This window comes from Pseudomonas fluorescens (assembly GCF_012974785.1).
Classification (GTDB): Bacteria; Pseudomonadota; Gammaproteobacteria; order Pseudomonadales; family Pseudomonadaceae; genus Aquipseudomonas; species Aquipseudomonas fluorescens_BT.
In genome coordinates, this window is sequence record NZ_CP027561.1 from 5,474,968 (window position 1) to 5,487,616 (window position 12,649).

At 61.9% G+C, this 12,649-nt stretch carries 10 protein-coding genes; 3 read left to right on the forward strand and 7 right to left on the reverse strand.

Going from position 1 to position 12,649, the window contains the following annotated elements; genetic code table 11:
• Positions 1-32: 32 nt before the first annotated feature.
• A complete protein-coding gene (locus C6Y56_RS24955; RefSeq protein ID WP_169432041.1) occupies positions 33-1,109 on the forward strand; it encodes an endonuclease/exonuclease/phosphatase family protein in 1,077 nt (358 codons plus the stop codon).
• A 114-nt stretch (positions 1,110-1,223) separates the two neighbouring features.
• Here C6Y56_RS24955 and C6Y56_RS24960 read toward each other — a convergent pair whose 3' ends face one another.
• The 5 genes from C6Y56_RS24960 to C6Y56_RS24980 form a co-directional block, all read right to left on the reverse strand.
• Positions 1,224-2,060 (reverse strand): ABC transporter ATP-binding protein, encoded by an 837-nt coding sequence (locus C6Y56_RS24960; RefSeq protein WP_064382153.1) that lies wholly within the window; start codon positions 2,058-2,060, stop codon positions 1,224-1,226.
• The gene (locus C6Y56_RS24965; protein ID WP_007958721.1) at positions 2,048-2,851 is read right to left on the reverse strand and encodes an ABC transporter permease; all 804 of its coding nucleotides are present in this window, start codon (positions 2,849-2,851) and stop codon (positions 2,048-2,050) included. Before C6Y56_RS24965 ends, C6Y56_RS24960 begins: the two co-directional genes overlap by 13 nt.
• Before the next feature lie 10 nt (positions 2,852-2,861).
• The gene (locus C6Y56_RS24970; RefSeq protein ID WP_169432042.1) at positions 2,862-3,839 is read right to left on the reverse strand and encodes an ABC transporter substrate-binding protein; all 978 of its coding nucleotides are present in this window, start codon (positions 3,837-3,839) and stop codon (positions 2,862-2,864) included.
• Positions 3,840-4,227: 388 nt separating this feature from the next.
• A complete protein-coding gene (locus tag C6Y56_RS24975) occupies positions 4,228-5,598 on the reverse strand; it encodes an aspartate aminotransferase family protein (protein ID WP_169432043.1) in 1,371 nt (456 codons plus the stop codon).
• A 32-nt stretch (positions 5,599-5,630) separates the two neighbouring features.
• Positions 5,631-7,124, reverse strand: coding sequence for an aldehyde dehydrogenase (locus tag C6Y56_RS24980; protein WP_169432044.1), 1,494 nt, complete (start codon positions 7,122-7,124; stop codon positions 5,631-5,633).
• Between the two features lie 240 nt (positions 7,125-7,364).
• Here C6Y56_RS24980 and C6Y56_RS24985 point away from each other — a divergent pair, with 240 nt between their 5' ends.
• Positions 7,365-8,279, forward strand: coding sequence for a LysR family transcriptional regulator (locus C6Y56_RS24985; RefSeq protein WP_007958716.1), 915 nt, complete (start codon positions 7,365-7,367; stop codon positions 8,277-8,279).
• A 78-nt stretch (positions 8,280-8,357) separates the two neighbouring features.
• Here the strand turns inward: C6Y56_RS24985 and C6Y56_RS24990 are convergent, their stop codons facing one another.
• Positions 8,358-9,506, reverse strand: coding sequence for a hypothetical protein (locus C6Y56_RS24990; RefSeq protein ID WP_169432045.1), 1,149 nt, complete (start codon positions 9,504-9,506; stop codon positions 8,358-8,360).
• Between the two features lie 92 nt (positions 9,507-9,598).
• Positions 9,599-12,118, reverse strand: a complete 2,520-nt coding sequence (gene hrpB, locus C6Y56_RS24995; RefSeq protein WP_169432046.1) for an ATP-dependent helicase HrpB — start codon at positions 12,116-12,118, stop codon at positions 9,599-9,601.
• A gap of 108 nt (positions 12,119-12,226) precedes the next feature.
• Between hrpB and C6Y56_RS25000 the strand changes: the two genes are divergently transcribed.
• A complete protein-coding gene (locus C6Y56_RS25000; RefSeq protein ID WP_169432047.1) occupies positions 12,227-12,646 on the forward strand; it encodes a polyribonucleotide nucleotidyltransferase in 420 nt (139 codons plus the stop codon).
• The last annotated feature ends 3 nt before the right edge of the window (positions 12,647-12,649 follow it).

The window sequence follows — 12,649 nt, forward strand, 5'->3', positions numbered from 1 at the left end:
GGGACCACTTCCGTATCGCTATAAGCCGAGCCATGACCCGTCTACTGCGCTACATCCTGCTCTTCGTGCTGCTGGCCGTCGCCCTGATCGGCGTGATGATTTTCAGCCTGACCTGGCGCCCCGACGCCCGGGAGACCCTGCCGGTCAGTTGCATCGGGCAACCGCCAACACTGGTGCCCGGCCAGGCGCTGAAGGTCATGACCTGGAACGTGCAATACCTGGCCGGCAAGCGTTATGTGTTCTGGAACGACCTGGCCCACGGCGATGATGAGGCCCCGACTCAGGAAGACATGGCGTTCAGCCTTGACGAAGTGGCCCGGGTGATCCGCGACGAGCAACCCGACGTGGTGTTGATCCAGGAACTGGATGATGGCGCCAAGGCCAGCGACTATCAGAACCAGCTCAAGCTGTTGCAGGAACGCCTCACCGACCTCTACCCGTGCAGCGCCCACGCCTTCGACTGGAAGGCCGATTTCGTCCCGGATCCGCATATCTTCGGCAGCGTCGGCCGGCAACTCGCGACCCTCAGCCGCTACCGCATCGAACACGCCGAGCGCCTGCAACTGCCGGTGCAGCCGTCGAACATCATCAGCCGTCAGTTCCAGCCGAAAAACGCCCTGCTCGCCACCACCCTGCCGCTCAGCGATGGCGGGCAACTGATGGTGTTCAACACGCATCTGGATCGCGCCGTGCAGCCGGACGAAACCTTGCAGGCGCAGGTGACGGCGGTGGCCAAGGTTCTCGACAAACACGAAAGCCAGGGCACGCCGTGGCTGATCGGAGGCGACTTCAACCTGTTGCCGCTCGGCCAGTACCGGCGCCTGCCGGTCGAACAGCGCACGCCCTACTCCGTGGACAGTGCGCTGCACCTGTTGTGGGACAAGTATCCGATGATCCCGACCAACAATGAAGCCAGCGGCATCGACCGCGCCAAATGGCTGACCCATTACCCCAACGACCCCGGCCTCAACGGCCCGGACCGCACGGTCGATTACCTGTTCTACAGCCCGAAGATCAAACGGGTCGAAGCCACGGTGCGTCAGGACGATACGTTGCGCATTTCCGATCATCTACCGGTGATTGCGCGGTTCCTCCTGCCACCCAACTGACTGCTGTACCTGTGGGAGCGAGCCTGCTCGCGATGGCGATCGGTCAGTTGACGATTTGTTGCCTGACACACCGTTATCGCGAGCAGGCTCGCTCCCACACGTTCGGCGGTGGTCTCAGTGAGCCTCTTCGAGATCGTCGTGCAACAGCCCGAAGATCTGCCGCTTCATGTCGATGAACGAGCGCTCCATGACCATGTCCAGCGTGCGTGGGCGCTCGATCGGTACATCGAGAATTTGCTTGATCCGTCCGGGCCGTGCGCCCATCACGTACACCCGATCGCCGAGCAGGATCGCTTCATCGATGTCGTGGGTGACGAACAGCACGGTCTTCTTGCTGTTGCCCCACACCCGTAATAACAGCTGCTGCATTTGCAGGCGGGTCTGGCTGTCGAGGGCGCCGAAGGGTTCGTCCATCAGCAGGATCTGCGGGTCGTTGGCCAGCGCCCGGGCAATCGCCACCCGCTGCATCATGCCGCCGGACAGCTGCTTGGCGTAGTTGTCGGCGAACCCGGACAAACCGACCTCGTGGACATAGTGATCGACAATTTCCTTTCGCCGCGCCGCCGGCATGCCCCGGCGCTTGAGGCCGAACTCGACGTTCTGCCGCACCGTCAGCCACGGGAACAGCGTGTAGCTCTGGAACACCATCCCGCGATCCGCGCCGGGACCCTGCACTTGCTGGCCGCCGACGTAGATCTCGCCGGACGTCGGCTCGGCCAGGCCGGCGGTGAGGTACAGCAGGCTCGACTTGCCACAACCCGATGGCCCGACCAGCACTGCGAATTGCTGATCCGGCACTTCGAACGACACTTCTTCCAGCGCGGTGAACGTACCGCCGCCGGGTTTGCTGTAGCGCAGGCTGACCTTGTCCACCTGCAACCTTGGCGCGGCAAGTGCCGGTGCGGCGACCGGCTCGATGAAACGACGGTTGGCAGCGGTTACTGAGCCCATGCGGCAATCCTCAAACGCAAAAAGCGGAACAGTTGATCGGTGACCAGACCCAGCAGGCCGATGATCGCGATGGCGAGAAAAATCACGTCGACCTGAAAGCCGCGCATGGCCTTGAGGCTCAAGTAACCGAGGCCACTCGAGGCGGCGACCAGTTCGGCGACCACCAGATAGGTCCAGGCCCAGCCCATGGTCACCCGCAGGGTGTCGAGCACACCCGGCAACGATGCCGGGGCGATCACATGCAGCACCGCGTCACGCCGGTTGGAACCGAGGGTGTAGGAGGCGTTGATCAAGTCCTTGGAGATGCCTTTGGACACGTCGGCGATCATCACCAGTTGCTGGAAGAACACGCCGAAAATGATCACCGACACCCGTTGCTCCAGACCGATGCCGATCCACAGGATGAACAGCGGCACGAACGAGGTCACCGGCAGATAACGAATGAAATTGACCAGCGGTTCGAGGAACGCCTGGACGATGCGAAAGCTGCCCATCAGCAGACCCAGGGGCACCGCCACCAGCGACGACACGATGAAGCCGACCATCACCACTTCGACACTGGCCCAGACATGCTGGCCAAGGGTGCCGTCGCGGCTAAGGCGCACCGCCGCTTCAACCACCGCACCGGGCGTCGGCAGAAACATCCCCGGCACGATGCCGCCGTAGGACAACCCGGCCCACAGGCCGACCAGCAACACCCAGGCCAGACCGCTGGCGCTCCATACCACCGGCACCGGCAATCCGGTCTTCGGCGTGATGCAGCGGCTCAGCCATGAATTGCGCTTGAACATGACCAGTCTCCTAGAGCGGGCTGACGAAACGGTTATCCACCAGATCGTCATTGCTGACGTTGTAGGGCTTGCCCTGCAATTCGCTGGCGGTTTCGTTGGCCAGTTTGATCAGCGGTGCGCTGTCACCCGGCTTGCCCGGCGAGCCAAGGAGTTTTTCGCTCATGGCCTGATCGTAGAAACGCACGCCCTGCGCGGCAGCGGCCAGTTCCTTCGGATCGGACAGGTAACCGCCGACACCCTTGGCCATGATTTCGTAAGCTTGCTGTGGATGGTCCTTGGTGTACTGCACCGCTTTGTAGAGACCGGCGACCAGCGCCTTGACGTCTTCCGGCTGCTTCTCGATCACCGTGCAGTTGAGCGCCACCACATCGACGATCACCCCCGGCGTACTGCTGCTGTCGATCAGCACCTTGCCCTGCTGCTTGTCGCGCACCATCGACAGATGCGGCTCCCAGGTCACGGCGGCCGGCACGCGACCGGCGATGAACGCGGTGGCGGCATCGTCGGCGGTCATGTTCTGCACGGTGATGTCGCTCATGCTCATGCCGTTCTTTTTCAGCAGGTACGAGAGCCAGAACTGCGAGGTCGACCCTTCGTTGACGGCCACGGCCTGGCCCTTGAGTTCTTGCAGGCTCTTCACGTTCTTGCCGACCAGCACGCCGTCGCCGCCATGGCTGTCATCCAGCGCGGCCACGGCCTTGAAGCAGAACTGCGGGCGGTACTTGAGCACTTCGTCGATGGTCGAGGCCGAGCCGGACAATTGCCCGGACGCCTGGGCGGCCATGTACATCGACGCTTCTTCGACCACCGGCAATTCGACGGTCAGGCCGTTCTCCTTGAAGTAGCCCAGATCCTGGGCCAGGTACAGGGTGCCGTAGCCGACCCACGTGGTGTGGCCGATCGACAAGGTGCCGGCCTGAGCGGCGGTGACGCAAAGGGCGGAAATCGCCAGAGGACCTGCAAGACGGGTAAACAAGGACTTGTTCATGGAGCACTCCCAACGCTGTTGATTTAGTTGTCATGGGCAGTACGGCCAGCCGTGGTGTCGCGATCGCACGCTGCGGTCTCTGCTGGACTCTGGCGGGCAATGCCTTGGCTGGCGAAATCGATGTTGACCCAGGCTTGGCGTCAGGAAAACGAGGAAATAGTTAGACGCGAACGATGAAAAAACTGGGTAGTGCGCACCGCGAAAGGGCGCGTCTGGCGGGGGTGCACGGAGGGGGTGCAAGACAGCAAAAACGATGTTGAATCGACTGACGCAATCGCGGGCAAGCCCGCTCCCACAGTTATCGAGGCGGATCACAATTTTGTGAACGACTGATAAACCTGTGGGAGCGAGCCTGCTCGCGATGGGGGCCTTGAGCCCTACGAATACCTCAGAGCCGACCGTATTCCTGCGCCGTACGATCAACCGCTTTCAGGGTCTTTCCCACCAGCTCATCGATCTCTTCACGACTGGCAATCAACGCCGGCGCCATGATCATCCGCCCCAGGGTCGAGCGAATGATCACCCCCTCTTCAAAACCGATCGTGCGGCAGCGCCAGGCGATATCGTTCTCATTGGCGAAGCGCTTGCGCGTGGCCTTGTCTTCGGCCAGCTGCAACGCCGTGACCATGCCCGTGCCCTGGATATCGCCCACCAGCGGGTGATTGCCGAACACCTCGCGCAGGCACTGTTGCAGGTACGGGCCGATGTCGTCCTTGACACGCGTCACCACGCCTTCATCGCGCAATGCCTTGAGGTTGGCAATCGCCACCGCCGCCGCCACCGGGTGCCCGGAATAAGTCAGACCGTGAGCGAACACACCGCCCTGCTCCACCAGCACGTCGGCCATTTTCTTCGACAGGATCAAACCACCCATCGGGATGTAACCGGAGGTCAGGCCTTTGGCGATGGACAGGGTGTCCGGCTCGAAACCGAAGTACTCGTGAGCGAACCACTCACCGGTGCGACCGAAGCCGCCGATCACTTCATCGGCGCACAACAGCACGTCGTATTTACGGCAGATGCGCTGGATTTCCGGCCAGTAGCTTTCCGGCGGGAAGATCATTCCGCCCGCACCCTGGAACGGCTCGGCGATGAAACCTGCAACCTTGTCGGCGCCCAGTTCGAGGATCTTCGCTTCCAGTTGCTGCGCCGCCCGCAGGCCGAACTCAGCCGGGGTCAGGTTGCCTTCGTGGGCGAAGAAGTACGGCTCGTCGATGTGCGCGATGTCGGGAATCATCCCGCCCATTTCGTGCATGAACTTCATGCCGCCAAGCGCCGTCGCGGCCAGGGTCGAACCGTGATAGCCATTCCAGCGGCCGATCATGATTTTCTTCTCGGGCTTGCCCAGCACCTGCCAGTAACGGCGCACGGTTCGGATCAGCACCTCGTTGGCCTCGGAGCCGGAGTTGGTGTAGATCGCGTGGCTGTAGTGCCCCGGCAGCAGGCTGAACAGCAGCTCGGAGAGCTCGATCACCTGCGGGTGGGTGGTGTGGAAAAACATGTTGTAGTACGGCAACTGCTCCAGCTGCCGGCTCGCCGCCGCGTTCAGATCCTTGCGCCCGTAACCGAGGTTGGTGCACCACAGCCCGGACATGCCGTCGAGGTAGCGCCGACCGTCGTTGTCCCACAGGTGCAGGCGATCACCGCGCACCATCACCCGTGGGCCTTCGTCGTTGAGGGCCTTCTGGTCGACGAACGCATGAATGTGGTGCGCTGCATCGGCGGCCTGGTAGTCGCGGGTTTCACGTGAGGTGGTCATCGCCGGATCTCCTTTTTTGTTGTGAGCGGCTGTCATGAGCGCAGTTGAAACCAGGTGGTTTTCAACTGGGTGTATTTGTCGAACGAGTGCAGCGACAGATCGCGGCCGAAACCGGATTGCCTGCCACCGCCGAACGGCACGGTCACGTCCAGCGCATCGACGCTGTTGACCGACACCGTACCGGCTCGCAATTGCCGCGCCACCCGGTGCGCGCGGTGCAGGTCGTCCGTCCACAGCGATGCCGCCAGACCGTAGACGCTGTCGTTGGCCAGTTGCACGGCGTGGGCCTCGTCATCGAACGGCATCACCGCCAGCACCGGGCCGAACACTTCTTCGCGAAACAGGGTCATGTGCGGCTGCACGTCGGTGAAAATCGTTGGCTGAACGTAGTTATCCGAACCGTTGAAACTCAGTTGTCGCCCGCCACAGACGCGGGTCGCACCTTCGCGTTCGGCCTGATGGATGAAGCGCAGAATGCTTTCGGTCTGACGGCTGTCGACAATCGCCCCGGCCGCACTCGCCGGGTCCAGCGGATCGCCCGGCTGCCAGCGTTCGGCCTGAGCCTTCAGTCGCTCGACGAACTCGTCATGGATCGAGCGTTCCACCAGCAACCGCGAGTTGGCCGAGCAGACTTCGCCCTGATTGAAGAAGATCCCGAACGCGGCTTTCTGCGCCGCCAGATCCAGATCCTTGCAGTCAGCGAACACCAGATTGGCGCTCTTGCCGCCGCACTCCAGCCACACCTGCTTGAGGTTCGACTGCGCGGAGTACTGCATGAAATATTTGCCGACCTGTGTCGAGCCGGTGAACACCAGGCAATCGACATCCGGGTGCAGACCCAAGGCTTTGCCGGTCTGCTCGCCGAGCCCCGGCAGCACGTTCAGCACGCCGGCCGGCAACCCGGCCTCCAGCGCCAGCTCGGCCAGACGCAATGCGGAAAACGGTGATTGCTCGGCGGGTTTGAGAATGACCGAGTTGCCCGCCGCCAGCGCCGGCGCGAGTTTCCACGCGGCCATGTCCAGCGGGAAATTCCACGGCACCACGGCGGCGACCACGCCCAGCGCTTCGCGGGTGACGGTCGCCAGCACATTCGAGGCGCTTGGCGCGATCTGATCGTAGAGTTTGTCGAGGCTTTCGGCGTACCAGCGAAACACCCCGGCGGCGCCCGGCACGTCGATGTTGTAAGCGTCCATCACCGGTTTGCCCATGTTCAGCGAATCGAGCAGCGCCAGCTCTTCGCGATGGGCCAGAATCAGATCCGCCAGACGCAGCAGCACTTGCTTGCGCTCGGTCGGTGAACGCCCGGCCCAGGTGCCGGCTTCGAACACCTGCCGCGCATTTTTCACCGCTGCATCGACATCCTCTTCACCGCACGCGGCGACGTTTGCCAGCAGTTGGCCGGTGGCCGGGTTGATCGCGGCAAAGGTCTGCCCCGACTGCGCCGCACGCAACTTGCCGTCGATCACGGCCTGATTGGGAAAACTCAATTCAGCGGCCTTGCGCTGCCAGTCTGCAAGCTCGAACACGGTGGTTGCTCCTTGGACTTTTATTCTTTTGAGAACAGTGCGGGGTCGATAGTCGCTCAGGCCCGTGCGCGCTAAAACCAGTAAAAATGTCTTCCCAGACAATAAAAAAGGTAACCAGCCGATGGCCCCTTCGCGCGCGTATGGGGCTATTGTTCAGGGACAAAAAAAACCGCCGACAGAACGGAGGCCGGCGGCGTACAAATTGCTTGGATGTGAAATCCGTTCGCTTTGAGGTTCACCGTGGCCGCTTACAACCTGCGTCAGTTGAAATACTTCATCACCACCGTCGAATGCGGCAGCGTCGCCGAAGCATCGCGCAAGCTGTACATCGCACAACCGGCGATTTCCACGGCAATCAAGGGGCTGGAAGACAGCTTCGGCGTGCAACTGCTGATCCGTCATCACGCTCAGGGCGTGTCCCTGACACCCAGCGGCGCGCGGTTCTTCCGCAAGGCTCAGGAACTGCTGCGCATGGCCAAGGAGTTCGAACAGAACGCCCTCGCCGACAACGACGTGGTGGCCGGGCAGATCGATATCGGCTGTTTCGAAACCGTCGCGCCGCTGTACCTGCCGCAGTTGATTGCAGGCTTCTCGGCGCTGTATCCGGGAGTGAAAATCCGCATTCGCGACGGCGAACAGCAGGAACTGGTGCAAGGCCTGACCTCGGGCACTTTCGACCTGGCGATCCTGTACAAACACGACCTCGACGCCACCATCGAAACCGAACCGCTGATGCCGGCCCAACGGCCTTACGCCCTGCTCCCGGCAGATCACCGCTTCGCCCAGCTCAAGCAGGTTTCGCTGCGGGATTTGTGCCTGGAACCGATGATCCTGCTCGACGTGCAACCGAGCCGCACCTACTTCGTCAGCCTGTTCGAAGAACTCGGCCTGTCGCCGCGCATCGAGTTCAGCTCACCGTCGATCGAAATGGTGCGCGGCATGGTCGGCCAGGGCTTCGGCTTCTCGATCCTGGTGACCCGACCGCATTCGGAATGCACCTACGACGGCAAGAAAGTCGTGTGCGTGGACATCGTCGAAGACGTCACCGGCTCGGGGCTGGTAGCGGCGTGGCTCAAACGCGGGCAACTGACCAAACCGGCGCAGTTGTTTGCCGATTATTGCCGGGAGCAGCTGACGGCGAAGGCCAGCCGATGAAAATCAAAAGATCGCAGGTTGCGATCTTTTGATACCCCGTTTTTATAAGCCTCAGGCTGTCGCCAGTCCCCAAAAAACCTATTGATCGTTCTCCGTGCCGAGTTGAGGGTCAATTTCAACGAAGTTCCGACGCAAGTAACCTTCCATGGCAATGTCTTCAATCGCCCACTCACCATGCCCGAGGTTGCCGACCAGGTCGCGGCGTTGCAGGCGCTTCAAGGCAGTCTGAACCGTCGCCGCGCTGGGCACGTGGCCACCGGGCATCTCGCTGCCAATCCATTCGCGTCCTTCGGTAGAAAAAATGGGAAGGCCCCTCACCAGCCCGATAAGTACGGTGAAATCCAGGGGAGCCATCTCCAGGATCAGGTTCTCGAAGTTGCCTTCGTCCGTCATGGTGCTCCAGGCACGATGGTCTGCATCTCGCACACTGAGCCCCTCAGTGAGACACAGCAGGAATACGTCGCGAATGTACTTGGGCATGTAACCGCGAGCAGCAAAACGCTCGAAAGCGGCGTTTACCTCCCACTCCCTTCCGGTGATTTCCTGAAACCGCTGGCCCAGATGCTGGACAAACTCCAAGCCAAGATTAGGAAACTGGATCTCGTGGCTGAACTGATAGAACGGTGCTTTGGTACGACGAAACATTCGATGCAGGCCATCCTGGGAGGAACCTGTAAACACTGCAAAGACTTCACCGTGCGCATGCTGCAGCAGCGAACGGAGCGTAGCGGTCAAGTCTTCGAATTCCTTCCGGCTCGCCAGATGCTGGACCTCATCGATGATCAGCAGCGCCTTGCCGTTACCGAGTATCCGGAAGCGCTCGAAGAGCTCGATCAGGTTCAGTCCGCCTTCCTTCGCCAGTTCGGCCTTCACTGTTACGCCGTCAGTACTGGCGCCGGCCTCTACCGACTGGACGAGAGAACCCGGTCGCATGAGCTTTAGCCAGTTGCGTCGCAAGAACCCTGTACCGTGGATGGCCTCATACAGCGCACCCGCGATTACCCGCTCAGGATGCGCCTTGTCAAACCACAGGTCTGCTGTTGCAACAATAAAGCCGTGTGCCTTGGCAATCGGTATCAAGTCGTTGATCAGAAAGGTGGTTTTACCCTTGCGTCGAGGCGCGAATATCGTTGCGGCGTTCTGCAGGCGAGACTCGAAAGTGACCAGGATTCCTTCAGCCAGATTGGTGCGAGGAAAGAGCAGCGAGTCCTTGGTTTCCGGGGTCATTATGAGCCTTTATGTCAAAATAAATAATTTATGAATAAGGAAATAATTACGCATAATTGAGAAAGATGGAAGCCTTACCTGAATGCCTTCTGTCACGTACCCCGCGGTTTGGCCCGCGCAGTGGCTTCAGCCACCAGCGGATCATCCGGCCAGTAATGCTTCGGATACCGCCCCTTCAGATCCTTCTTCACTTCGGCATAGGTGCTGCGCCAGAAGTTGGCCAGATCCTGCGTCACCTGCACCGGACGTCGTGCGGGCGACAGCAGGTGCAGTTTGACCACTTGCCGGCCGCCGGCGATGCGCGGTGTGTCGGCCAGGCCGAACAGCTCCTGCAAGCGCACCGCGAGAATCGGTGGCTGCTCGCTGTAGTCGAGGCGAATGGAGGAGCCTGACGGCACGCTCAGGTGATGCGGTGCCTGTTCGTCGAGTTGCTGTGGAAGCGGCCATGGCAGCAGATTGCGCACGATGCTCGACAGGTCGAGGTTGGCGAAATGACTGAGGCGCGAGACCTTGCCCAGATAAGGCATCAGCCAGTCTTCGAGGTTTTTCAGCAGTGTGGCGTCGCTGACATCCGGCCATTGGCTGTCGCCCTTGGCATCCAGGTCGAGCTGGCGCAGCAAGGCGACTCGCGCCTGCCACTGGCGCAGGTCCGGGGTCCACGGCAGCAGCTCCAGACCTTTGCGCCGCACCAGATTGACCAGTGCCTGACTGCGGGCGCTTTCGTCGAGACCAGTCAGTGGTTCGCGGCTGAGGATCAGTTCGCCGACCTTGCGCTGACGCTCGGCGCGCAGCACGCCTTCGCGTTCGTCCCAGTCCAGTTGATCGACGTTGTGCACCTGCTCGGCCAGCACCGAATCGAACAGCGCCGGATCGAAATCTGCCGCCAGATAAATCCGCTCTTCGCGCTGGCCCTGACGGCTGCCGAGGTCGGCGATCACGATCCACGGTTCCTTCATCAGACTGTCGGCTTCGGCGAACAGCGCCGCACGGCCGTTGGCCAGACGATATTCGGCACCACCAGCACGCCGCTGCTGAGCGACGCGGTCCGGGTAGGCCAGCGCCAACAGGGCACCGAGCCAGCGCGGGTGATCCGGGTCGGCGACCGGTTCGCTCGGTTGCCCACGCAGGTAGCCGCGATATTGCCGCGCCAGTTGCCGGGCGCGCTGCACGCCGCCCTGGGCACCACGGGCCGCACGTTCTTCACCGGACAGCAGTGCCAAACGACTGTGAAGATCGGCCCCGGCGCCACGCAAAATATCCCGCTCGCCGAGCAACGCGGCGACGTCGCACGCCATGGTCGCCAGCCCCAATGCCTGACCGCGCAACAGCAAATGGGCGATACGCGGGTGCGCCGGCAATTCAGCCATGGCCTTCCCGTGACGGTTGAGGCTTTCACCGTCCAGCGCACCGAGGCGCTGCAACAGATCCTGAGCCTGTGCGTAAGCGGCCGCTGGCGGCACATCCAGCCAGATCAAATCACTCGGCGCCACGCCCCAGCGCCCGAGTTGCAACGCCAGCCCTGCGAGATCCGCCGAAAGGATTTCCGCACTGCCATAAGCCGCCAGTTGTTCATGCTGATCTTGCGACCACAGGCGATAACACACGCCTGGTTCCAGACGCCCGGCCCGGCCCGCGCGCTGGGTGGCGCTGGCCCTGGAGATGCGCTGGGTGTCGAGGCGGGTCATGCCGCTGCCCGGGTCGAAACGCGGCACCCGTGCCAGCCCGGCGTCGATCACCACGCGCACACCGTTGATGGTCAGGCTGGTTTCGGCGATGTTGGTGGCCAGCACCACTTTGCGCTGTCCTGCCGGGGCCGGGTCGATGGCGGCGCGTTGTGCGTTCAGGTCGAGTTCGCCGTGCAGCGGGCAGAGCAAGACGTCGCTGCGCTCACCGATGGCGTCCGCCAAATGCTGATGAACACGGCGGATTTCCGCCTGCCCCGGCAGGAACACCAACAGGCTGCCGGTTTCGTCGTGCAGGGCTTCAAGCACCGTTTGCGTGACGCGTTGATCGATGTATTCGCCGGGCTGGAATGGCCGGCCCCAGCGCATCGTCACCGGGAACATCCGGCCTTCGCTGCGCAGGATCGGCGCGTCGTCGAGCAACCCGGCCAGACGTTCACCTTCAAGGGTGGCGGACATCAGCAGAATCTTCAGCGGTTGTTCAGCTCGAAACAGCTCCCGACCGTTCAGACTGAGGGCCAGCGCCAGATCGGCGTCGAGGCTGCGTTCGTGAAATTCGTCGAAGATCAGCAGGCCCACGCCTTCCAGCGCCGGGTCGTCCTGCAAACGCCGGGTGAGAATCCCTTCTGTGACCACTTCGATGCGCGTGTTCGGGCCGACCTTGCTGTCGAGGCGGATGCGATAACCGACGGTTTCACCGACCTTCTCGCCCAGCTCGCTGGCCAACCGTTCTGCGGCTGCACGCGCGGCCAGTCGACGGGGTTCGAGCATGAGAATGGTCTGCCCGTTCAGCCACGCTTCATTGAGCAGGGCCAAGGGCACGCGGGTGGTTTTACCGGCGCCGGGCGGTGCTTCGAGCACGGCTTCGTGGCGTGTCGCGAGGGCTTCACGCAGGGCGGGTAAAACTTCATCGATTGGCAAAGAAATCATGCTGGCTCCCAAACAGAGCGGCGAGTATAACGGCGAACTGCCAGGCGTTCGTCAGGGTCTTAACTTCACACGATGACGCTTCGTTAACAGATGACTCAGGAGATTCCCATGCGCTTACCTTTTCGCCTGATCGGCGGTGTACTGGTTGCCACCCTGCTCACTCAGATCACTGCGTGCGGTTCGATTTTCTATCCCGACCGGCGCGGCCAGATCGACGGCAAGATCGACCCGGCGATTGCCGTGCTCGATGCCGTGGGCCTGTTGTTCTACATCATTCCCGGCCTGATCGCGTTTGCCGTGGACTTCACCACCGGCGCGATCTATTTCGAACCGGGCCACACGGCGCAGGTCGATCCGGCCAAGCTCAAGCAAGCCATCGGCCCGGACGGTCAGGTCGATAACCTCAAGTTGCAGGCTATTCTCGAAACAGAATTGGGCCGCAACCTGCCGCTGGACGACCCACGGCTGATCCAGCACAAGGGCAGCACCCAGCAACTGGCGATGTTCGGCCTGCAACCTGCCGCATAAGGA